Origin of the sequence: Sorangium sp. So ce726 (assembly GCF_051521405.1) — a bacterium.
In the GTDB taxonomy this organism is placed as follows: Bacteria; Myxococcota_A; Polyangia; order Polyangiales; family Polyangiaceae; genus Sorangium.
This window is the reverse complement of sequence record NZ_CP150349.1, coordinates 3,143,437-3,165,447: the sequence shown is the minus strand read 5'-3', so window position 1 is coordinate 3,165,447 and position 22,011 is coordinate 3,143,437. Positions and strand designations below refer to the sequence as shown.

General features: G+C 68.2%; 18 protein-coding genes. 10 read left to right on the top strand and 8 right to left on the bottom strand.

Going from position 1 to position 22,011, the window contains the following annotated elements; all coding sequences use genetic code 11:
- The first annotated feature begins 3 nt into the window (after window positions 1–3).
- From WME79_RS12050 to WME79_RS12040, 3 genes are read left to right on the top strand one after another with little or no spacing between them, the layout of a single operon-like run.
- Window positions 4–1,725 carry a chemotaxis protein CheA gene (locus WME79_RS12050; RefSeq protein ID WP_437539829.1) on the top strand — a complete coding sequence of 574 codons (1,722 nt, stop codon included), beginning with the start codon at window positions 4–6 and terminating at the stop codon, window positions 1,723–1,725.
- On the top strand, window positions 1,722–3,488 hold the full coding sequence (locus WME79_RS12045; RefSeq protein ID WP_437534926.1) for a methyl-accepting chemotaxis protein: 1,767 nt from the start codon (window positions 1,722–1,724) through the stop codon (window positions 3,486–3,488). Before WME79_RS12050 ends, WME79_RS12045 begins: the two co-directional genes overlap by 4 nt.
- Window positions 3,485–4,072 carry a chemotaxis protein CheW gene (locus WME79_RS12040; protein WP_437534925.1) on the top strand — a complete coding sequence of 196 codons (588 nt, stop codon included), beginning with the start codon at window positions 3,485–3,487 and terminating at the stop codon, window positions 4,070–4,072. Before WME79_RS12045 ends, WME79_RS12040 begins: the two co-directional genes overlap by 4 nt.
- A 94-nt stretch (window positions 4,073–4,166) precedes the next feature.
- On the opposite strand, the gene WME79_RS12035 is transcribed toward WME79_RS12040, so the two are convergent.
- From WME79_RS12035 to WME79_RS12015, 5 genes are all read right to left on the bottom strand, one after another.
- Entirely contained in the window at window positions 4,167–4,721 is a 555-nt protein-coding gene (locus WME79_RS12035; RefSeq protein WP_437534924.1) for a hypothetical protein, read from the bottom strand.
- A 49-nt stretch (window positions 4,722–4,770) separates the two neighbouring features.
- The gene (locus WME79_RS12030; protein ID WP_437534923.1) at window positions 4,771–5,631 is read right to left on the bottom strand and encodes an alpha/beta hydrolase; all 861 of its coding nucleotides are present in this window, start codon (window positions 5,629–5,631) and stop codon (window positions 4,771–4,773) included.
- Window positions 5,632–5,991: 360 nt separating this feature from the next.
- Window positions 5,992–6,270: a hypothetical protein gene (locus WME79_RS12025; RefSeq protein WP_437534922.1), complete on the bottom strand. Its 279-nt coding sequence runs from the start codon at window positions 6,268–6,270 to the stop codon at window positions 5,992–5,994.
- A 389-nt stretch (window positions 6,271–6,659) separates the two neighbouring features.
- Complete coding sequence (locus tag WME79_RS12020; protein ID WP_437534921.1) at window positions 6,660–7,037, bottom strand: hypothetical protein; 378 nt, start codon at window positions 7,035–7,037, stop codon at window positions 6,660–6,662.
- Between the two features lie 1,322 nt (window positions 7,038–8,359).
- Window positions 8,360–9,439, bottom strand: coding sequence for an ATP-binding protein (locus tag WME79_RS12015; RefSeq protein ID WP_437534920.1), 1,080 nt, complete (start codon window positions 9,437–9,439; stop codon window positions 8,360–8,362).
- Window positions 9,440–9,968: 529 nt separating this feature from the next.
- Between WME79_RS12015 and WME79_RS12010 the strand changes: the two genes are divergently transcribed.
- From WME79_RS12010 to WME79_RS11985, 6 genes are all read left to right on the top strand, one after another.
- A complete protein-coding gene (locus WME79_RS12010) occupies window positions 9,969–10,589 on the top strand; it encodes a glutathione S-transferase family protein (RefSeq protein WP_437534919.1) in 621 nt (206 codons plus the stop codon).
- A gap of 65 nt (window positions 10,590–10,654) precedes the next feature.
- Window positions 10,655–11,038, top strand: a complete 384-nt coding sequence (locus tag WME79_RS12005) for a hypothetical protein (protein WP_437534917.1) — start codon at window positions 10,655–10,657, stop codon at window positions 11,036–11,038.
- Window positions 11,039–11,204: 166 nt separating this feature from the next.
- Window positions 11,205–12,152: a hypothetical protein gene (locus WME79_RS12000; RefSeq protein ID WP_437534916.1), complete on the top strand. Its 948-nt coding sequence runs from the start codon at window positions 11,205–11,207 to the stop codon at window positions 12,150–12,152.
- Window positions 12,153–12,202: 50 nt separating this feature from the next.
- Complete coding sequence (locus WME79_RS11995; RefSeq protein ID WP_437534914.1) at window positions 12,203–13,678, top strand: serine/threonine protein kinase; 1,476 nt, start codon at window positions 12,203–12,205, stop codon at window positions 13,676–13,678.
- Between the two features lie 19 nt (window positions 13,679–13,697).
- Complete coding sequence (locus WME79_RS11990; RefSeq protein ID WP_437534913.1) at window positions 13,698–14,618, top strand: hypothetical protein; 921 nt, start codon at window positions 13,698–13,700, stop codon at window positions 14,616–14,618.
- Window positions 14,619–15,126: 508 nt separating this feature from the next.
- Window positions 15,127–15,513, top strand: coding sequence for a hypothetical protein (locus WME79_RS11985; RefSeq protein ID WP_437534912.1), 387 nt, complete (start codon window positions 15,127–15,129; stop codon window positions 15,511–15,513).
- Window positions 15,514–15,554: 41 nt separating this feature from the next.
- Here WME79_RS11985 and WME79_RS11980 read toward each other — a convergent pair whose 3' ends face one another.
- From WME79_RS11980 to WME79_RS11970, 3 genes are all read right to left on the bottom strand, one after another.
- Window positions 15,555–15,773 (bottom strand): hypothetical protein, encoded by a 219-nt coding sequence (locus WME79_RS11980; protein ID WP_437534911.1) that lies wholly within the window; start codon window positions 15,771–15,773, stop codon window positions 15,555–15,557.
- 77 nt (window positions 15,774–15,850) lie between these two features.
- Entirely contained in the window at window positions 15,851–17,107 is a 1,257-nt protein-coding gene (locus WME79_RS11975) for a S8 family peptidase (protein WP_437534910.1), read from the bottom strand.
- Entirely contained in the window at window positions 17,100–17,462 is a 363-nt protein-coding gene (locus WME79_RS11970; protein WP_437534909.1) for a CU044_2847 family protein, read from the bottom strand. Before WME79_RS11970 ends, WME79_RS11975 begins: the two co-directional genes overlap by 8 nt.
- 940 nt (window positions 17,463–18,402) lie before the next feature.
- Between WME79_RS11970 and WME79_RS11965 the strand changes: the two genes are divergently transcribed.
- On the top strand, window positions 18,403–21,795 hold the full coding sequence (locus WME79_RS11965) for a DNA methyltransferase (RefSeq protein ID WP_437534908.1): 3,393 nt from the start codon (window positions 18,403–18,405) through the stop codon (window positions 21,793–21,795).
- Window positions 21,796–22,011: the final 216 nt, after the last annotated feature.

Here is a 22,011-nt window from a genome sequence, read left to right as displayed (position 1 = left end):
GTGATGGATGCCGAGCGGGCCGCGCTCATGCAGATGTTCGCCGCCGAGACCGCGGAGCACCTCGACGAGCTCGAGGGCGCGCTCCTCGAGCTCGAGCGGCGGCCCGACGCCGGTCACCTGCTGGAGCGCATCTTCCGCGTCGCTCACACGATGAAGGGCAATGCCAGCTCCGTCGGCGCCCACGGGCTGAGCGAGCTCACCCACGCCGCCGAGGACGTGATCGAGGATCTCCACCGGGGCACGCTGCCGGTGACCGGCATGGTGGTCTCGCTGCTCCTCGAGACGGTCGACTCGGCGCGCCGCCAGCTCGCGGAGATGGACGGCGGAGAGGAGCCGCCGGGGTCGACCTCGCCGCCCGCGGGCGTGCTCGAGCGGCTCAGGAACGCCCGGCGCACCGAGCGCGAGGGGACCTCATCGACGCCGAAGGGGGCCACCTCGAGCGCCGCGGACGAGGGCGAGCGGAGCTCGGGCGCGAAGACCGTCCGCATCACCGTCGAGAAGCTCGATTGCATGGTCGATCTCATCGGCGAGGTCGCGATCACCCGGAACCGGATCGCGCGCGAGGTCCAGCTCGCGGGCGGCGCCGTCGGCGCGGCGCTGCGGGACGGCCTCGAGGAGCTCGACCGGCTCAATACCAAGCTCGAGGAGGCGATCCGCCGCGCGCGGATGGTGCCTGTCGGCCCCTGGTTCCGGCAGTACGAGCGCGCCGTGCGCGATCTCGCTCGGTCGCACGGCAAGCTCGCGCGCCTCGTGGTCGTGCACGGCGACGTCGAGGTGGACACCGCGGTGATCGAGCGCCTCCGCGACGTGCTGACCCACCTCATCCGCAACGGCATCGATCACGGCCTCGAGCCGCCCGAGGTGCGGAAGGCGTGCGGCAAGGACCCGCGCGGGACCATCACCCTGCGCGCCACCCACGAGGGCGGCGGCATCGCGCTCCGCGTCTCCGACGACGGCGCGGGGATGAGCCGCGCCCGGATCGCGGCGCGGGCCAGCGCGCAGGGCAGGTGCCCCGACGCCGATGCGCTCTCCGACAGCGAGCTCTACAACCTGGTGTTCGAGCCGGGCTTCTCCACCGCCACGACCGTCTCCGACCTGTCCGGCCGGGGGATGGGCATGGACGTGGTGCGGCGCCGCGTCGAGTCGCTGGAGGGCTCGATCGGGATCGAGAGCGCCGCGGGGGTCGGCACCACGCTGATCCTCCGGCTCCCGCTCACCCTCGCGACCATCGAGGGCTTCTCGGTGAGCGCCGCCGGCGAGCGTTATGTCATCCCGCTCCGCGCGGTCGTCTCTTGCGTCGGGCTCCCGCGCGGCGCCTCCGCCACGGGCCCTGGCGGCATCCTTCACGTGCACGGGCGCGCGCTGCCGTGCGTGCGGCTCCGCGACCTCTTCGCGCTCACCGGGCCTGCGCCGGCCCGCGAGAGCGTGGTCGTGGTGACCCACGAGGGGGTCCAGGCCGGCCTCGTCGTCGACTCGCTCGACGGCGAGGGCAGAACGGTCATCAAGCCGCTCGGCCGGCTCTTCCGCCGCACCCGTGGGATCACCGGCTCCACGGTCCTCGGCGACGGCAGGCTCGCGCTGATCCTCGATGTGGACGCTCTGATGAACGACCTCACCCGCGGCCGCGCCGTCGGCGGCGAGCTCGCGCCCAGGGATCGATGGCGGCGGGCTACCCCCTCGGAGGCGCGGGTAGGGGCGATGGATCCGGAGGGAAGGACACGATGAACCGACTCAGGATAGCGCTGCGTCTCACGCTCTCGCTCGCGTTCATGGCGATGCTCATGGTCGCCATCGCGATCTCGGGGCACCTCGGCCTGACCTCCGTCGCGGAGAAGACGCACACGATCCTGGTGTCGGACGTCCGGGAGCTCGCGATCGCGATGCAGCTCGAGCGGGACCTCATGGAGCTCCGCCGCTACGAGAAAGACTGCTTCCTCACCATGGGCGATCGCCCGACCCAGCAGGGCTATCAGGAGAAATGGAACGAGCTCGAGGTGCAGATCCAGCGCCGGCTGGACGATCTCGACCGCCTCGTGACGCTGCCCCACGAGCGGGAGTCGGTCGCCTCGATGCGGCGCGACCTGGCGAGCTACGTCATCGGCTTTCGCCGCGTGATGCAGGACGTGCTCGCCGGACAGCTGCCCACGGCCCAGGCGGCAAACGCCCTGATGACCGGCTTCAAGGACGACATCCACCGGTTCGAGGAATCGGCCGAGGGCTTCGCCCAGGGGAGCACGAGGGACATGGAGGCGCTGCAGGCGTCCCTGAGCGGCGACGCGCAGCGCGCCTCGCGGGAGATGGGCCTCATCGCCTTCGCGGCGCTCGGGCTCGGCGTGCTCGTCAGCGTCGTCGTCTCGCGCAGCATCACGGGGCCGCTGAGCTCGGCCGTGGGGCTCGCCAGGCGGATCGCCGACGGTGATCTGCGGCACCGGGGCGTGGCCGCGGGCCGCGACGAGCTCGGGCAGCTGGAGGAGGCGATGGCGGAGATGGCGGACAAGCTCTCGACCGTCCTCCTGGAGATCCGCACGGGCGCCGAGTCGCTCGCCGCGGCCTCGACGCAGATCTCGGCCACCTCGCAGAACCTGTCGCAGGGCACGAGCGAGCAGGCGGCCGCGGTGGAGGAGACGTCGGCGAGCCTCTCCGAGGTGAGCGGCTCGATCCAGAAGAACGCCGCGAGCAGCCAGCAGACCGGCGAGCTCGCCACCGGCGCCGCGGCGGCCGCGGAGCAGAGCCTCTCTGCGGTCCAGCGCACCGTGGCCGCGATGCGCGACATCGCCGAGAAGGTCTCGATCGTGCAGGAGATCGCGTACCAGACCAACCTGCTCGCGCTGAACGCGTCGATCGAGGCGGCCCGGGCCGGCGAGCACGGCCGCGGCTTCGCCGTGGTCGCGAGCGAGGTCCGCCGCCTCGCGGAGCGGAGCCAGGCCGCCGCCAAGGAGATCGGCGCGCTCGCGTCGACGAGCGTGCAGGTCGCCGATCGCTCGGGGCAGCTGCTCGAGGAGATGGCGCCTTCGATCCGGCAGACCTCGGCGCTCACGCAGGAGGTGGCGACCGCGTCTCTCAGCCAGGCCGACGCGGTCGGCCAGGTGAACAGCGCCATGCGCCGCGTCGACGAGGTGACGCAGCGCAACGCCGCGATCAGCGAGGAGCTCGCCAGCACGGCCGAGGAGCTCGCGGCGCAGGCGGACGCGCTCTCGGGCATGCTGCGCTTCTTCCAGGTGGGTGACGAGCTCGCGTTCCCCGAGCGCACCCGCGTGCCGCGCGCCCCTGGCGCGGGCGACGCGCGGCGCCTCTCCCCGCCCTCCCGGGAGGGCTCCCTGGCCTCGCAGGGCGCCTCGAACGGCGCCGCCGTGCTCGCGACGCTCGCCCGGACCAGGACGAACGGGGCCCTGCGCGCCCCCTCGGCGCTGCACGAGGACGCCGAGTTCGAGCGCTTCCCGGCGCGGGGCGCGGATCGGGCCCCCTCTGCGCGCGCGGAGGTCCCGTGAGCGCCGCGCCGGAGGCTCGAGCGTCGCAGTACATCTCGTTCTTCGTGGGCGCGGACGAGCTCGCGGTGGACATCCTCCGCGCGCGGGAGATCGTCGAGATCACCGCGATCACGCGGGTGCCGAGGATGCCGCAGGCCGTGCTCGGCGTGCTCAACCTGAGGGGGCGCGTGATCCCGGTCATCGACCTCGCCGTCCGGCTCGGGCTCCCGGCGTCGGTGATGACGCGGCGGAGCTGCATCCTCATCGTCGAGACGGAGTTCGACGGCGAGCTCACCCGGATGGGCCTCTTCATCGACGCCGTGGGCGACGTCGTGGACCTCGACGCAGCGGCGATCGAGCCGCCGCCGCCGTTCGGCACGCGGGCCCGCCTCGACCACCTGGTCGGCCTCGGCAAGGTGGGCGACAGGCTCCTCTTGCTGCTCGACATCGACCGGATCCTCTCGCCGGAGGAGCTCTTCGCGGCCGCGTCGCTCGAGGCCGAAGGCGGCGCCCGCGCGGCGCTGCCGGGCGCGCTCGCGCAGGGCGAGCCCGCGGGCGTCGGCGCGCTCGGCGCCGGCGAGGGCAGGCCTCGGCCTTCCCCGTAGGCGTCCGCCGCCAGAGGGGGGAGATCAGCCGTAGCTGCTCAGTTCCCGATGCGGTGGCATGCGCGCCGCTCATCGTGAGCGACAACGTTCGCGCTCAGCGGCGAGGGCGGTGCACAGCCCCGGCCTCGTCCGCCGCAGCGGGTTGTCCGGCCACACCGGCCGCCGCGGCACGCAGCTCGGACATCGCCTCGTTGTATGCAGGACTACCTGGGGCGCAGAGCGCTACACTTCGCGGACCCGACAACGGATTGCTCTCCAGTGCGCGGATGGCGCTGTCGATCGTGTCGAAGTGAGAGAACCACCGCTTTGCGGCTGCCACGACCCGAGGGGCGAGTAGCCGAAGGACCTCGACCTGCTCCGATTCCGACAGGCGAAACGACCAGGGTGTATCCTCCCAGTCGAACGAATGCGCCGGCTGCGTGCGGAACCGGCAATGCCAGGGAGCCGGATTGTTTCGGACAGCTTGGCGCAGCCCACAGCCAAACTCGACCTGGAAGATGCCGGCGCGAGGGCAATGAAACCAGACGACGTCAACGAAGTACGGGCGAAGCCGCCACATGGCACGGCCTGGGTTGTGGAACCCGAGATCGGCCAGCCGCGGGCCGACGATCTGCGAGATCAGCCGCTTCACTTCAGCCCATGAAAGCATCGCCTCCCCTTTCCTGCCGAACGACGGGGCGGTGCACCGCCGTCAGCCATCAATGATTGGCCCTCACGTGCGCTTTGATGAAGGCAACAACCTCATCGATCCCCTGCTGGGCCTCAGGGACCCACGGGGCGAAACATTGAAATGTATGCCACATACCGGGCCAGATGCTCAGACGAGCCTCGCCGCCAGCCTCCGTCAACCGGCGCTCCAGTCTCTCCCAGTCGCCTCGGAGAACCTCGTCGCCCCCGCCTTGAATGAATGTCGGAGGTAGACCGCTCAGGTCTTCGTTCAACACTTCCGATCCAGTGCGGCGCCCGTACAGGGCGGCATAAGGTCGCATGCTCTCAACGCTGTTCATTCGATCCTTGGACGCGACCTCCTTGTAAGAGTCAGCCGAAAACTCCAGATCGAGCCCCATCGGGCACAGCAGAAACGCCGCCGCCGGCATGGGCTTTCCTCGCCCTCGCAAGCGGATGAGCGACTCGAGGCACAACGTCGCCCCGGCCGAGTCACCACCAACAATCAATCGTTCTGGAGGCGTTTCGCGGAGCAACCATTCGTACGCCGCAACGCAATCGTCGATGCCGGCCGGATACGGGTGCTCCGGCGCGAGCCGGTACCGAAGGGCAAATGTCCGCGCCCCCACCCCTACTGCGAGGCGCGCCGCGAGGCCACGATGTGGCGCGCCGTATTCAAGGCAAAAACCGCCCGAATGTACATAGAGTATGGTTACTCCCTTGTCGGCCCCGGCTTGAAGCCACTCGCCCCGGATTTCGCGGTTATCGAACGCGCAGCTGACATCGGATATCTGGACCGTGGTCGGCGGCTTGGAGCGCTCGGTCATCCGCGCCCCGATCGCGCGCATTCGCTCCAAGGGGGTCGCTCGCAAGTCGAACGACTTCCTGTTCATTCCCAGCACCCACCTCATAACCATCGCGCGCATTGAAACCATCGGAAATCCAGCAGCTTTTCAGAACGGGTAGCCTCAGAGAAGCACCACAAGAACCACTGCAACGCTCGACTGTCTCACGCTATTCCAATCGCCTTCGCCCGCCCAGCGAGCGGGGCCTCTGCCGCGAGCGGGGACGCCGTGCGCGCCCGAGAGCCCCCGGGATGAGGTCGATCTGGCGTTCGGCCGGCGCGAGCACCAGGCGATCGGGGCCCGTGGTGCGCTGGAGATCCCACGCATCCGGGTACCGATGCTCGACCCAGCGGTTATCGGGTGCCAACGAACCGAGCTTGTAGGGTTGTACCTTCATGGCTAACGGCCTCAATCGAGCACCGCCGGGGCGCTCACGTAGACGTGTTCGATCGGGATCCCGCGCGCCTCCAGCTCGACCAGCAGCCCACCAAGATCGGCTGCCGACCCGGGCAGGCGCTCGATCTCGCGCCCATCCAGCGCGAAGAGCCCCAGCGCATCCTCCAGCATCTTCGACTCCGTCCAGTTGTCGTTCCGCGCGAAGCGCGCGCGCACGATGATCCCCAGCGCATGGCTCGAGCACGTGTCGCCTCGCCTGACATGGAGGGCCCCGTCCGAGAGCGACACCACGCACGGGACCCGGCTCCGGGGAATGAGACCGCGATGCTTGGCAATGAAATGCCACGGAATGAGAGCCAGCAGAGGCAGGAACGGTCCTACAACCGCGAGGACGTAGACGCCTGCGCGGAGCCAGCCCGGTGAGCGATCATTCAGGACGATGGCGAGCCCAGCCACGCTGATCGTCAAAGCGGCAAGCACCTCCTTCCAGCACCACGAGGACTCTCTGGCCATTCGCACGTCTCCCGGGACACCGATACGTTCGCCGGCCTCCTACCGTGGCTCCTCTCGCTCCCGCTGCGTCGCGTTCGAGCGCACGTCATGTTGGTCCGCCCGACGCTCGGCTACAGCGGCGGTGCGAAGCGCCGTCCGCCGCAACTCGTCGTCAGGCGCTCCACCCGTCAAGTCTGTGGCTTCTGGCATCGCGGATCCCATCTTCGATCCTCTGTTCCGTCGAGGTCGGCTCTAACCTCCCCGGACTCGTCAAATTGCCACGCTGAATATCCATAGAAGAACCACTTCTTGATCGGGATCGGTCGCATCCCGCGAAGCTCCTCTGGCGTGTGATGCCAGTGAGGGGGAATCACCGAGAAGAAGAGGTCGTTCGCAATTCGCTTCGTTCGAAGGGACATCGACAGGAAACAGTGCTTGAACGTCCCTCGCGGTGCGGCATCATCACAGTCCGGATGAGAGTAGAAATACCGGACGCCTTGCATCACTTGCCCGATGTTGAGCGCCGTGTGCTTCGCGTACTCCTCCAGAAAGATCGTCAGCCTCATTTCTCTATCCTCGAACAAGCGGCGCAAAGGTCAGCAGATCTATCCTAGAAGGTGCCGCCCCATGGGCGCCTAATGCCATCACGGATTTTGAGTCCAGCGACACATTGATTTTCGCTCATTGCTTCTACCTCCCGCTGTTCCCTCAAGACGTTGGACATCTAGCCGCGCCATCGAACTATCAGTCGCTTGGTCAACCGAAGCCGCAGGACCAGGTCTGTCTAGTTCGTTGCCTTTTGGGACCTCCCTCACGAAAAATCTCACAGATCCGCTCTGCGCCGCAAGGCCCAAATGTTGTCCAGCGCCGTAGGGTAGATCCGTCTAACACGGGCGGCAGTCGCCGCCTTTCCGGGAAGCCTGGGGCGCCTGGAGGGGGCGCCGCGGACGCGCTGCCGGGGGCGCCGCGTCGCGCCTGGCTGACACGGCGCGGCCGCCTCATCGGGAGAGCGAAGCGAGGTTGCCTGCACGGTCAGCGGCACCGAGCTGTTAGCCGGTATCCGGTCGCCCGCTGGAGCCCGGCTGGAACGCAACGCGAATGTATCCTTGCGTATGGAGCGTGATCGCCCAGTGTTCGTCAAGCCTGGATAGGCCAGCCCACCACACGCCTCGGTCCATGCGCTCGATATGCACTCTGCAGTCCTCGGCGTGAAGTGCGTCGAGGGAGCCATCAGGCGCAACGGTGACGCGCACCCATTCAGGAGGGTCGGGCTGAGGGTCAGCATAGACCCTGCCTTTCTTGGACGTCCACAGATTGAATTCGACGCACTGGGCTCCAACCAGCGTCCAACGGTACCTTGCATCACCAGTTCGAACGACGTCGACGCCCACATGGTCGACGACGAGGTCATCGAGGTTGTTGGGCCCAGAGGGTCGCGACGGTGCCGGCGCGGCCGCTGTACCCCGTTGGGACCGCCTCCAGGCGAGCAGTACCGTCCAAGCGCTCTGCCGAGAGCGCTGCGGCAGGCGCCCATCCGAACGTGCGGCGACGATCAAAGCTGCGATCTCGTCGTCGATCGGGAAACCTTGTTCCAGCCAGGCGACCGCGGCGGAGAACCAGTACGCGGAGCAAGACTGCAGTCCCGTCACCACAGCGTCCCGGGGCGTGCCCACAGGGGCGCCTTCGGGTCGAGGCAACCTGGTGACGAGCTCCTCTGCGTCGACAGAGGGGCCCTCCAGCGCTGGCAGGAGCCAGATAGGTAGTCTTATCTCGGTCACTCTCGCACCGTCTCTATCCGGCTAGCGAGCGGGGCCTCTGCCGCGCATCGGGTGCACTACGCGCACCCACGCGTCGGTCAGCAAGCCCCTGTTGGCCAGCGCGTCCATGCTCACGAGTCTCCAGTGAAGTGACCGAGCAACGAAGCATTGCACCGCACAAACGCGGCGAAAGCGCCCCGGACCGCAGACGATACTGCGCGCTTGGCTTCGGGCGTGGTCAAGCGGCTCTTCGTCGGTTCACCGTAAATAGGTTCGTGCAGCCTCACACATACGATGGCGTGCAACCCGCGGTTGACCGCCTCAGTTGCCTTTTTCTTGGGTCGGGCCTTCCAGGTGGGGAGCGCGTCTCGAAGCCCCTCGGCGAGACCTTCGACGAGCCCTTGGACGTGCGTGCCGCCGTCGGTGGTCCGCTCAATATTGGCGTAGCTCTCCACCGTCGACCAGTTACACGGGAGCCACTCGACGGCAGCCTCTACGCGGATCTCACCGACGATCTGTTCGACGAACAGCGCATTTTCAATTGGCACCAGCCCCCTTCGCGTACGTTCCAGAAAGACAACCAGTCCGCGCGGCTCGCGAAATACGTGCTCTCGGCGGTCTTGAAACGAAAGCGTCAATGTGGGCAGAAGCCACGCGAGCTCTCGCAAACGAGCGGCGATCGCACCAGCGTTGAACCAGGGGTCCGAAAAGATCGCAGGGTCTGGTTGGATCGATATACCGGTGCCGGTGCGCGTGGAGGGTCCCACCTTTTCCAGACGGCTTACCGCAAAGCCTCTCTCAAATCGCTGCGTATGGTGAAAGCCGTCTCTGCGCACGTCGAGGGTCAGGCGCGAAGACAGGGCGTTTACGACGAACATGCCAACGCCCCAAAGACCGACGTGCTCGTGGGGCGCGTGCCCATCGAACGTCGGCGTCGCGTGAAAACGAGTCAACGCCACCTCCGCGAAGGGCCGGCCGTCGACATCGACGAGAGGAATGCCCGGCCCGTCGTCCTCGACGAGGGCAGAGCCGTCGTGCTGCAGGACGACATCGATCCGACTGCAGCGCCCGGCGAGATGTTGGTCCAGCGAGTTGGCGACGAGCTCCCAGATCAAGTGAGCCAAGCCGCGCCCGTCGGCGACGTCGCCGATGTACATGCCGGGCCGCCTGCGGATGGCGTCTGCATCGGTGAAGGGGTGCTCGATCGTCATTCGTGGGTGCTCCAGGGGGTCGTCCGTGCTTCCAAGTTGGCCTCGCCAACTAACCGTCGATTGGTCAACCGACGCCGCCGGACCGGGTCTGTCTAGCTCGCCGCCTTTTGGGGCCTACCCCACGAAAAATCTCACAGACCAGCTCTGCGCCGCAAGGGCCCCATGCTGTCCAGCACCGTAGGGTAGATCCGTCCAACACCGGCCGCAGGCGCCGCCTTTCCGGGGTCGGGGGCGCCCAGAGGGGGCGCGGCGGACGCGCAACCGGAGGCGTCGCGCCAGGATGACACGGCGGCCGCCTCGTCGGAAGGTTGCCGAACACCTGCCGGTCCGTTCACAACCTCGGGCCGAAGGGGTCGTCGAGGGAGCAGCGGACGGCATTGTCCCGAAGCGCCGGAAGGACGTCCGTCCTGTCCTTGCGGCGCGGCTCCGCCCCGTTCAGCCTCGCTTGACCTCCGCGGGTCACCCGGGGACCATCCCCGCAGCCACCGGCACGGGTGCGGAGGGCACCGCCGATGGGGAGGAGAGCCAGATGATCGACCTGTACACGTGGACCACGCCGAACGGCTACAAGCCCGTCATCCTCCTCGAGGAGCTCGGGCTCGCCTACGAGATCAAGCCGATCGACATCGGGTCCGGCGCGCAGAAAAAGCCGGAGTACCTGCGCATCAACCCCAACGGCAAGATCCCCGCGCTTCAGGATCACGACCCTCCGAACGGCCCAGTCACCGTCTTCGAGTCGGGCGCGATCCTCATCTACCTCGCCGAGAAGACGGGCAAGCTCTTGCCCGCGAGCGAGCCGGGCCGGTCGCGCGTCATCGAGTGGCTGATGTTCCAGATGGGCGCGGTGGGGCCGATGCTCGGCCAGCTCGGCCATTTTCGCAGCGCCGCGCCCGAGAAGATCCCCTACGCGATCGAGCGCTATCAGCAGGAGCAGGACCGCATCTACAAGGTGCTCGACGGCCGTCTCGCCGAGTCCGAGCACCTCGCCGACGAGTACTCCATCGCGGACATCGCCACGTTTCCGTGGATCTCCGGGGCCGCACGCATGGGGGTAGCCCTCGAGCCCTATCCGAACCTCGCGCGCTGGGAGCAGGCGATCAAGGCGAGGCCGGCGGTCACGCGAGCGTTCGCGGCGAAGATCAAGCCCTGAAGGCCGCGCGCAGGTAAAACCTGCAGCGGATCGCGCGGCGCTCGCGTACACTCCGGGCGCTCGGCATGGATCAGCCCGTCCCCGGGGACAGCAGGGCGCAGCAGGCAGACGTCGCGGGCGCGCTCGCGGATCGGGCCTTCGACGCGCTCGGCGTCCTGCTCCGCGGCTTCGAGGACGCGGCCGAGCGCGACGGGACGGGCGCCCTCGAGGACGCGCTCGCCCGCGGCCCGGAGCACCTCCACGGCGGCCTGCTCACCGCGATCCTCCGGCTCGTGTTCCTGCTGCACGCGGAGGACCGCGGGCTCCTGCCGGCCTCGGACCCGTACTACGCGGCGCACCTCGGCGTGCGCCCGGGCGCGCTGCGCTGGCTGCCCCTGGGGCGGGGCTGGCAGCGATTCCCGGCGATCGTGGGAGTTGCACAGATGTGCGGCGGTCTCTTTTTGTGGTGATCCATGAGAATTTTTCGCGCGCAAAGGCAATGCGGCAACTGAGGTCGCGCGCGGAGATTAGGCTGCGTCCGCGTTCGCTCCTGTTGCAACATGGTGTAGAAGAGCAGCGCCGCGCTGGTGCTGTAAGCGCTGCATCTTTGTCCCCTTCATGCCGGCACGGTGAACGGTGGGTGCTCGTCTCCTCTTCGTCCATGCAGCGCGAGCCACCACCCTGTCCGTGGTCCTTGCCAGCGCCTTGCCTCTCGGGGCAGCGGAGCCTCCACCGCGGTCCCGCGAGGTCCAGGAGCTCATCGATGAGGCGGAGAAGGCCGCCAAGCGGCTCGAGCTCGCTCGCGCTCGCGAGCTCTGGGCGCGGGTCAACGCGATCGCTCCCTCGACGATGGCCGTGTGTCAGCTAGGGCAATACGATCTGCGCCTCGACCGCCTCGAGGAGGCCGCGGCCGAGCTGGAGAAGTGCGTCGAGCAGATGCCAGCGCCGACCGATGACATCGAGCGCCGCCGCTACGAGGTGAGGCACGCCGATCTCGCAGCGGTGCGGCAGCGCGTGGCGGAGCTCCATGTGAGCCCCCCGCCGGGCACGGCACGGCTGCTCGTGGACGGTCGCGAGGTGAGCGCGGGCAGCCCGGTCTTCGTCGCGCCTGGGCAGCACGAGGTCACGGCGATGGGCGAGCAGGGGCAGGTCGTCCGTGCGCTCGTGAAGGCCGCGGCGGGGCAGTCGCGCCGCGTCCCCCTCCCCCTCTTCGAGGCCCCGAAGGCTCCCGCCACCAGCACCCGCGACCCCTGGATCATCACCGCCGGCGCCGCCGCCTCGGTGACCCTGCTCCTCGCCGCCGGCGAGCTTCGCGAGGCCGGCGACTTCGCCGAGCGCGAAACGTCCACCAAGGTGGCCCGCCTGTCGGACGGCTCGATGGCCCCGAGCAGCGCGCAGTTCCGCAAGGTCTACGACGAAGCCAGCGCCGCCGACTCACGAGCAAGCCTGTTCCATGGCTTCGGCACGGCTGCGCTCGTAGCCGGCGCAGCGCTCGGCGCCGCGACGGTCGCGTACGTCGTCTGGCCGCGGAAAGCCGAGATCCGCCCGCGATGCGCCGGCGCGGAGGTCAGGCTCGTATGGTAGCCGCCGGCGAGATCTGGGAAGGCCACGAGCTCCTCAGAGAGGAGCGCGGCATGGTCCGTCACTTCCTCGCTCGGCAGCTCGGCGACACGGGAGCCCTCGTCTGGTTGCACGTCCGCGAGGGATCGGGCCTCGATGAAGGCGCGTTCACCGAAGAAATGGCGCGCCTTCAACGCCTCGCCGACGACGTCCCAGAGGTCGTCCGCGTGCTCTACGGCGGGGTGAACGGCTCGGTGGCGTGGGCAGCGACCCCGGTGCTCGGCGGCGCGATCCCGCTCATCGACGCCGTGCGCGGGAACGACCTCGGGCCGGCCGCGCTCAAGGTGCTGATCGACATCGGCCGTTGCCTCGTGCGCGCGCATGAGCGCTCTGTCATCCACGGCGCCATCAGCCCGGACAGGGTCTTCGTCGTGGGCGATGACCGGTACGCGATAACGCACTTCGGCTTCGTTCGTCTCTTTCAGCTTGGCGCGGAGGAAGCCAATCAAGATCCGTACGGGTATGCGCCGCCGGAGCTCATCGGCGGTGGACGCGTGGGACGCCGGACGGACGTCTACGGCTTCGGCACCATCATGTACGAGCTCTTGTGCCAGCGCCCCCTCTCGACATGGACCTGGCCCCCGAGCCTTCCCGCCGGGATGCCTCCGCTGCTTCATTGGATGATCAAGATCTCCCTCGCGGAGAACCCCGAGCGACGCCACCCGAGCATCGAAAAGATGCTCGCTGCGCTGGCTCCCTTCGCCCGGGCGTGGGAAGAGCTCGGCGAGCCTCCGGGGCCTGCCCGTGACGTCCCTGCGGAGCCGTCCGGCGCGCGATGCGAGCTGGACGAGGGCGCGCCGATCGCCGTGGAGGACGAGGCGGAGGCGTTCGCCTCGGGTGAGGAGGGGGGACGAGCCGTCGCGCCGCCCACACCGCGCCCTTCCGACGCGCCCGATACGGTCAAGAGCGCGATACCGCGGGACACGCGGGCCGGCGTCACCCACGCGCCTCCGGTCGCCACGCCGCGCTCTTCGGAGGCGCCCGACACGCTCCAGAGCGCGGTGCCACCACGGCACGCGCGGGGTGACGTCGCCCACCCGCCTCCGGTCGCACCGCCGTCGCCTCCGGCGCCCGACCTGCCGGACCCTGATCCGATGCTGCCGGTACCGCCGCCGCCTTCGATCCCTCCGCGTCCGAGCGGCACGCCAGCGCGGCGCTCCAGCGCACGCTCGATCGGCGCGGTGCTCGCGCTCGCGCTCTTGCTGGGTAGCGCGGCGGCGGTCCTCCTCTGGCGGACGCAACCCCCCCGCGCAGCCGCGCTGCACCTGGCACGGGGCGTCCTGGTAGCCGCCCTCCGAGCCAGCCAACTGCCCTCTCCTCCGCCTCCCGAGCGGCGCCCCGAGCCGCCACCAGCGGCTGCCGCGCCGCCTGTGGCGCCGCGGCCCCGCACGACCCGCCCCGCCGCTCCCCCACCGCAGGCCATGACGCCGTCGGCGCGGGAGTTCGATCCCTGCGACGGCATCATCCCTTGTCAGAAAGTCGATTACTGAGCAGCGGAAGGGCTTCACGATGCGATCCACCTCTTGTCTCGTTCTCAGCGCGGCCGCGCTGCTCGGCTGCGGGGATGACATCGAGATCCCCCAGCCCCGGACCGATGACAACCTGGTGGTGTTGTGGGTGGGCGACACGCCAGCTTTCCCCATCTGTCCGGGAGGTCGACTCGACTATTGGGATGGCTGGGCCGATGTGTCCATGAATCCTCAGTACCAGAACGCCTGCGGGCCGTGCGCCTGCGGCCCTGCCGCGTGCGCGCTGCCGGACGGGATGCTGGTGCACGAGGCGCCTCTCTGCGCGGACCAAGGTATGGACATCGACTTCGCCGGTGCAGCCGACCCGCCAGGGCACTGCGTCGAGATCTCGTCCCCTATCCCGAGCGACGCGTTCACCGCGGTTACCCTCAAGCCACCTACGATGGCTGACAAGTGCCATCCCTCAAAGGACCTTAATCCGCCGCCCCTCAGCGGGAAGTTTGCACGAGCTTGCCCGTGGACCGGTGAGTATGTGACAGACTTCAAAGGGCTCGCGTGTATTAGCCCTGAAGATGATGGCTCGTGCCGGCTGGGCTTCGACTCGCGCTTCGAGTTTCAGGAGAAACTCCGAGACGCGCGTACCTGCACGCCCTGCGAGTGCGGTAAACCCGTCGGTGGAAGCTGCATAGCGGACGTGCTGCTCTTCAGCGACGCGAGCTGCTCGAACATGATGGCCTCGTTCAACGAAGTCCGTACAGAAGATGAAATCTGCCGTGAAGCACATGAGGCTTCAGCTCTGGCCGCGGTGCGTGTGGTGTTCGCGCAGGACGAGCCGGGAACGTGCTCGCCAACAACCGATGTCTCCCTGGTTGACGGCACGATCGAGAGCGGCGAGACCCGAATTTTCTGCTGCTCCAGGGTGGAGCTTGTGGAGGTGATTCATGCCAGTGCTGACAATTGACGAAGGCCGTGGGGTAGCCGCCGCGCTGCGTTCGGTTGCGCTCTCCATGCTGGCCGCATGGGTACCCATCGGCTGCTCCTCGACGCCCCCCACCAGCGATCTGCCTGAGCCAGATCCGAGCCAGCTCATCCTGCTCTATAGCGGCTCGCCCGAGTATGCTCCGCGATGCGACCCGCACGGCGACGGCAACCTCTTGTGGGAAGGGTGGATGGGGACGCCCGGGCAGGAGGAATGCGAGCCCTGCACGTGTGGACCGTCGCGATGCGTCCTCCCTCACACAGTGCGCGTACACTCCTCGTCCGTTTGCGCCCTCAGCGACGCCGTGGCCACGATCGATCCGGGCAGCGCCTGGAATGGGACCTGTTTTCCTCTTCCCGAGCCCATTCCCAGCGATTCCTATGCCTTTGTCAGCTTCGACTATCCTATTGCGACGGACTGCCAACCTATCCCCGAGGTTCCTGCGCTGCGGCACACAAACATGCACTTCGTCCGGGCTTGTGGCCCAGACATGGAAGTCGTGTTCACGTCGTTCAGCCGCTGTTATCCGCCGCAGCCGAACGGGGAGTGCTGGGCCGGCCACGAGATACAGTGGGAGTTCCCCCTCTACAACGACACGCGCAAGTGCAGCCCGTGCTCCTGTGGCGAGCCGAGCCTCGGCGATTGCCGCGTGCAGACCAGTTTGTACCGACAGGCAGACTGCTCTGAAGATCTCGGATCCATTCTCATCTCCGGGCTGGATGAGCCGCTCTGCACGAACACGATTCAGGGGCGAATCGGCGCGGTGCGGTCCATCTTCACGAAGGACGAGCCTACCTGCGCCCCCTCGACCGACTCCACGGTGGTGAGCGGCGAGATCGTACCCGGTGACACGCACGTGCTCTGCTGCAACCGTTGAGACGAGCATCGGCCACCCTTACGCCGCGCGCCGCCGCCGGCTCACGGCCGCCGGTAGCTGCGCTCGATGGTGTCCATCCACTTCAGCACGCCGAACGGATCGCTGAGGATCGCGTCCGCGTCCATGCCGGCGCGCTCCGTCGCGCCGCGTGCGGTCATCCGGCACGGCCCGCCCAGTGTCTGACGCTCTGCTGCGAGTCGAGGCGTCGTGCGCAGCGCGGCCGCCCGACTCATCAGCAGCAGCGGCTTGTTCGGCGGCAATCGCCACAGTGGGCCCCTGTGCGAGGGGCGACGGCTGCAAATTCGGCCACGGCACGCGTCCCCAGAAGCAAACAAAATCACGGAATGGCTGCAACCTTAAGAATACCGTGACCATGATCGCCGATGGAATATCCCACGATAGACGCCGTGTCAGCGTTCAGCTGAAGATGCGTCAGAACCGAATTCCGCTTGGGCATAGGGTATTTGGACGAAAACATGAGTGCGATCGCGCCTGATGCATATGCGGTCGAGAACGAAGTCCCCCACTGATCGGCTGGAGGATTCTTCGTGGTGCCGACCGTCTCAGTTGCAGTCGGAGGCGATGCTCCGACTTGTGTTTGTCCGCCTGGAACAAGGTAGAGATGCGAATGGGTGCCTCCGTCGGCGTTCACAGCACCATAGTTACTAAAATTCGACAGAGTGCTCGAGGAGTCGATTGAGCCCACCGCGACAACCTCGTCGAACCGGGATGGAAATCGCAGTTCGCGGCGTCCATCGTTTCCCGCAGCGGCCACCACTACGACGTATTCATTCTGGAGAACATATGTGAGCACGTTCTCAAAAACAGCCGACCGCGCCGACTGAGTCTGTCGTCCGCATGCGCCGCAAATTCGATCGCGCAGGCCGAACCCAAGGCTCATATTGATGACGTTCGCGTTCTTGGCAGCAGCGAGAGCGGTGAGCACATCCCACTCGTTAATCTGGGAACCTTTTCCAGCGATCTTGTAGATCCACAGATCTGCGTCGGGGGCCAAGTCGTGAACGATTGAAGCGAGGATCGTCCCGTGTCCACGTTCATCTGCAACATCAGTATTCTTCGTTACATCGAAAACATTTAACGACTTAGTCACATTGAAGTGGGTCCCGGACTCGATGCCACTGTCGATAATGGCAACCGAGACCCCCGCGCCAGTTCCGGCCCCAAATCCACTGCTACCAATCATGCGCGTATATTTGCTGTGCGACGCGGAGAAGGTAAAGTCCACCGAAGTGAAGGAGAGGCGCGAATTCGGGAGGACGATGAAGTCGTCCGTGGTTGCAGAGTCGCTGGACGCAAGATGGGGCGCGTGCAGCCTCGATCTGGCTGAGCGTTCCGTGTAGAGCTTGTGCAGGAGATTAATTTTCCAGATCTCCTCTCCGAGAGGCACCCCGATGAGATGGATCTCCCAGGGGAGATCCTCGTGGACCTGCAGCTGCTCAAGTCGCTCTTTCATGCTCGCCAGATGGCGCACGCGAGGAATCAGATCCTTGCGAATCTCTTTGACGAGTTCGGCTGCAACGTGATCTGTAACATGATGGCTTAGAATCAGTTGCCCTTCGACGAAGTCACACATTGCCGCCCACCTTTCCGGCCACCCACTTTGCGGTGACCTTTATGCTCGCCTCCCCCGATACCTTAGTCAGCATCGGCACGCCACCTTCACCTGCCAGCTTGATGCCGAACTCCAATGTGAATTCGGCCGGCCTGATATCATTCATTCCGGACACGACCTTGCCGTATAAGGATCGACATGCCAGCGAAATCGAAGAGCCCATCTCCTCGAGTTTCGCGAGAGCTTGGTCGGGCGAACTTCCTGACTGGAGCTCTCCGTCAGCCTGAGGGGCGCCCCCACGCTCCACGATCTTCTCGTTGTCGGTCTCGATCAGAAGGACAGTAGTTCCGGACTGGATTTTAATGGCCTCTTTCACGGTGTTTGCTCCCTTTTGCACTGCGGCACTGAACAGATACGTCTGACGAAGGCGATGCTGCCCTGAGGACCCCCTCATTTTTCCCTAGTTTTCGCGCATTTTGAGAATAACCACGCCCCCTCCGGAGAGATCGGCGACTCAGCCTCGAAATGAGGGAATTCCTCAGGATGCTGCCCACAACCGATAGGCAACGCTGGAACGTCGCCCATGTCAAGTCCCGGGGGGCATTGGGCGAGCGCCCGGGAGTCTGTCTGCTGCGCCTCCGCGCTCCGCGCCGTTCGCGTCACCAATGCCCTCTCTCGCCGGAAGCGTCGCCCCTCCGGTTCGAGGCTGGGTCCGCATTGCAGGCGAGGCGACCTCGCCTCGCGCCTGGCCCATTCTCGCACAAGCCCCGACCGCCGAACTATCATTCGATTGATCAACCGAGGCCGTCGGAATAGGTTTATCTAGCTCGTCGCCTCTGGTAACCTCCTGCGCAAAAGGTCTCACGGATCGGCTCTGCTCCGCAATGCCTCCATTCTGTCCAGCACCCTCGGCAAGTTCGGCCTAACACCGGCGGCCATGGCCGCCTTTCCGGGGGTCCGGGGACGCCCGGAGGGGGCGCGACGCACGCTGGCGGAAACATCGCGCCTGGGTGACACAGAGCGGCCGCCTTTTCGGGAGGTTGCCGGACACCGACCGGTCCGTTCACAACCTCGGACCGAAGGGCTCGCCGCGGTTCAGCAGTGGGTACAGATCATCATCGTCGTGCTCACGTCGCCGTAGCGGACGCCTCCTGGATCGTGCGGCCCCCACGAGCCGCGAAGGACCTGGTTGCCCTTCAACCTCGTCAGAGCGTCGATCGCTCGCTCCGCCTCAGGGTCGCCCGGCCGCGCCGGCGTTCGTCAGGCAGAACCTGCAGCGGAGCGCGCGGCGCTCGCGTACACTCCGGGCGCTCGGCATGGATCAGCCCGTCCCCGGGGACAGCAGGGCGCAGCAGGCAGACGTCGCGGGCGCGCTCGCGGATCGGGCCTTCGACGCGCTCGGCGTCCTGCTCCGCGGCTTCGAGGACGCGGCCGAGCGCGACGGGACGGGCGCCCTCGAGGACGCGCTCGCCCGCGGCCCGGAGCACCTCCACGGCGGCCTGCTCACCGCGATCCTCCGGCTCGTGTTCCTGCTGCACGCGGAGGACCGCGGGCTCCTGCCGGCCTCGGACCCGTACTACGCGGCGCACCTCGGCGTGCGCCCGCTCTTCCTGGAGCTCGCGGCAGAGCGCAGCGCGCGCCCGGGTGCGCTGCGGCGGCGCTTCGGGGCGTGGCCGCGCCTCGTCGCGCTGTTCCGCGCCATGTTCCACGGGCTCCGCCGCCCCGAGCTGACCCTGCCGGCGCGGGGAGGACAGCTCTTCGACCCCGAGCGATACCCGTTCCTGGAGCACGCGGAGCCAGCGGAACGCGCGAGGCCGCCAGAGCACCGCGCGATGTCGGCGGAACACGCGGGGCCAGCGGAACGCGCGAGGCCGCCAGAGCACCGCGCGAGGCCGAAGAACCCCTCGGCGCCAGACGACCCCGCGACGCCGCGCGCGCCGTCGGTGGACGACGGCACGGTGCACGCGGTGCTCGAGCGGCTCCTCGTGCTCGACGGGCGCCCGCTGTCGTACCGGGCGATCGACCTCGAGCAGCTCGGCGGCCTCTACGAGGCGCTCATGGGCTACCGGGTCGAGCGCGCCGCCGGGCCGACGGTGTGCCTCCGGCCCGACAGGGTCTGGGTGGGCGTGGCCGAGGCGCTCGCGCAGCCGGCGGCGCGACGGGCGGCGTGGCTCGCGGAGCGGGCGGGCATCTCGCGGCGGGAGGCGGGGAGGCTCGGGGAGGCGCTGGTCGCCGCGCAGACCGCGGCCAGCGTCCTCGAGGCGCTCGGACCGCTGCGCGCGCGGGACACCGACGTGCTCGGGACGGGGCGGCTGTTCCTCCAGCCGATCGCCGAGCGGCGGCGGACGAGCTCGCATTACACCCCGAGGGGCCTGTCCGCGCCGATCGTCGCACGGACGCTCGAGCCGCTGCTCCGGCAGCTGGGCGAGGAGCCCGCGTCGGAGGCGCTCCTCCGGCTCGCGATCTGCGATCCGGCGATGGGCTCCGGCGCGTTCCTCATGGAGGCGTGCCGGTACCTGGCCGACCAGGTGGTGGCCGCCTGGACGCGCGAGGCCGCGCGCGGCGACGCGGCGGCGGCCGCGCGGCTCGCCCTGCCGGGCGAGGGCGCCGTGAGCCACGCGCGGCGGCTCGTCGCGCGGCGCTGCCTGTACGGCGCCGACAAGAACCCCTTCGCGGTGAGCCTGGCGAGGCTGTCGCTCTGGCTCGTGACGCGCGCGCAGGACGAGCCGTTCACGTTCGTCGATCACGCCCTCCGGCACGGCGACTCGCTCGTCGGGCTCGACCTTGCCCAGCTGCGCGGCTTCCACTGGAAGCCCGCGGCGCCGGCGTCGCCGCTGTGCGAGGCGATAGACGCCGCGGTGGCGCAAGCGCTCGAGCTGCGGCGGCGGCTCGCCGAGGAGACGGAGCGCCCGGCAGGCCTGCAAAACCCGGGAGGGCCGGACGTCCCGGGAGGCGACGACGCCGACGCCGCGCGCCGGCGAGCGCGGCTGGCCGAGGAGGCGGACGAGGCGATCGCCCGGGCGCGGCTGCTCGGCGACCTCGTCGTGGGCGCGTTCTTCGCGCACGAGAAGGACCGTGACCGGCTGAAGGAGCGCGATCGGCGGGCCGAGCTCGCGCTCGCGTGGCTCCGCAGCGGCGGGCCGCCTTCGGAAGAGCTCCTGTCGATGCGGCGGGCGCTCCGCGAGGGGGCGCCCGGGGGGCCGCCGCCGCTGCCTGCGTTCCACTGGCCCCTGGAGTTCCCGGAGGTGTTCCAGGAGCCGCGCCCAGACGAGCCCGGCGGCGCCCGCGAGCCGCGGCCGGCGCGGCTCGGCGCGTTCGTCGGGAACCCGCCGTTCCTGGGCGGGAAGCGGATCTCGACGGATCACGGCGAGCTCTACGCCGGGTGGCTCGAGCAGCTGCACGGCGCCACGAAGAACACCGATCTGGCCGCCCACTTCTTCCGCCGCGCGGCTGCGCTGCTCGGGCGCCGCGGGACCGTGGGGCTCATCGCCACGAACACGATAGCTCAGGGCGACACCCGGCGTTCGGGCCTCAGGCCGCTCGTCGAGGCGGGGGGCGCGATCATCTACCACGCCGTGCGCAGCGTCCCGTGGCCAGGAGACGCCGCGGTCCACGTCGCCGTCGTCCACCTCGCGCTGGGCATGTCGCCGGGCGACGGTCTGCCGCCGCCGCGGCTCGACGGCGTGCCTGTGGGCCACATCAACTCGCACCTGCGCGCGATGCCCGAGCGCCCCGACCCGCGCCCGCTCGGGGCCAGCCGGGATCTGTGCTTCATCGGCTGCTTCCTCCGGGGCGACGGTTTCGTCCTGACCGACGGCGAGGCGCGGGCGCTCTTCGCAAGCGATCCTGCGGCCAGCGAGGTGCTCCGCCCGTTCCTCGGCGGCGAGGAGGTCAACTCGTCCCCTTCGCACAGCCCGCACCGCCACGTGATCGACTTCGGCGAGCGCGGGCTCGCGGAGGCCGGCCGGTGGCCCGCGCTGCTCTCGATCGTGCGGAGCCGGGTGAAGCCGGCGCGGGATCGCCTGAAGGGCACCGGCATCGACGCGGGCCACCGGGCGCGTTGGTGGCAGTTCGCCAACACGCGGCCTGAGCTCCGGCGCAAGATCGCGCCGCTCGAGCGGTGCCTCGTCGCGGCGCGGGTGACGAAGCACCTGTGCTTCGCCTTCCAGCCCGCGGGCCGGACGTTCTCGGACCAGCTGTGTGTGTTCGCGATCGACGACCATGCGCGCTTCGCGGTGCTCCAGTCGCGCGCACACGAGACGTGGGCACGGCTGCTCTCCTCGACGATGGGAGAGGGCCTCCGGTACGCGCCGTCGGACTGCGTGGAGACGTTCCCCTTCCCTCGCCCGGACCACCTCGCCGAGGGCGGCCGCGTCGAGGCCGCCGGCGAGCGCCTCTACGCGGCCCGCGCGCGGTGGATGCTGGCGTCACGGCTGGGGTTGACCGAGACGTACAACCTCATCAAGGACCCGAGGTGCAAGGAGCCGAGCATCGTCGAGCTGCGCGGCCTCCACGAGGAGATGGACCGGGCCGTCCTGGCGGCCTACAGGTTCGACAACGTAGAGGTCCCCCCGTACGTCGAGCCCGCGACGCCGGGAGAGCGACAGGCGCGGAGCGCGTTCGAGGACGCGCTGATCGACCGGCTGTTCGCGCTGAACGAGGCGCGCGCCGCGGAGGAGAAGCAGGCCGGAGCAGAGGGCGAGCCGTAGCCTGAGAAGAGAGCCGAAGCGCAGAAGCAAATCTCGTTCGGCTTCCGACAGAGAGCTCTTGTCCCCGCTGGATTGACGACGAAATCGCTCTGCAATATAGCCCACAATCATGGATCTGGTCACCAACGGGGGTCACTTCGTATCGGCGCCTGGGTGTACCTAAATGAAGACAATCTGACGCAAGAAGAGCGAATTAAAATTGATGAAGCAAAATTC

Excerpts from the sequence above, each read along its gene's own strand:
- WME79_RS12050 (WP_437539829.1), top strand. The coding sequence starts at position 4 with ATGGATGCCGAGCGGGCCGCGCTCATGCAGATGTTCGCCGCCGAGACC.
- WME79_RS12045 (WP_437534926.1), top strand. The coding sequence starts at position 1,722 with ATGAACCGACTCAGGATAGCGCTGCGTCTCACGCTCTCGCTCGCGTTC.
- WME79_RS12035 (WP_437534924.1), bottom strand. The coding sequence starts at position 4,721 with ATGCTTTCATGGGCTGAAGTGAAGCGGCTGATCTCGCAGATCGTCGGC.
- WME79_RS12030 (WP_437534923.1), bottom strand. The coding sequence starts at position 5,631 with ATGAACAGGAAGTCGTTCGACTTGCGAGCGACCCCCTTGGAGCGAATG.
- WME79_RS12020 (WP_437534921.1), bottom strand. The coding sequence starts at position 7,037 with ATGAGGCTGACGATCTTTCTGGAGGAGTACGCGAAGCACACGGCGCTC.
- WME79_RS12015 (WP_437534920.1), bottom strand. The coding sequence starts at position 9,439 with ATGACGATCGAGCACCCCTTCACCGATGCAGACGCCATCCGCAGGCGG.
- WME79_RS12010 (WP_437534919.1), top strand. The coding sequence starts at position 9,969 with ATGATCGACCTGTACACGTGGACCACGCCGAACGGCTACAAGCCCGTC.
- WME79_RS12005 (WP_437534917.1), top strand. The coding sequence starts at position 10,655 with ATGGATCAGCCCGTCCCCGGGGACAGCAGGGCGCAGCAGGCAGACGTC.
- WME79_RS11995 (WP_437534914.1), top strand. The coding sequence starts at position 12,203 with ATGGTCCGTCACTTCCTCGCTCGGCAGCTCGGCGACACGGGAGCCCTC.
- WME79_RS11990 (WP_437534913.1), top strand. The coding sequence starts at position 13,698 with ATGCGATCCACCTCTTGTCTCGTTCTCAGCGCGGCCGCGCTGCTCGGC.
- WME79_RS11985 (WP_437534912.1), top strand. The coding sequence starts at position 15,127 with ATGGAAGTCGTGTTCACGTCGTTCAGCCGCTGTTATCCGCCGCAGCCG.
- WME79_RS11975 (WP_437534910.1), bottom strand. The coding sequence starts at position 17,107 with ATGTGTGACTTCGTCGAAGGGCAACTGATTCTAAGCCATCATGTTACA.
- WME79_RS11965 (WP_437534908.1), top strand. The coding sequence starts at position 18,403 with ATGGATCAGCCCGTCCCCGGGGACAGCAGGGCGCAGCAGGCAGACGTC.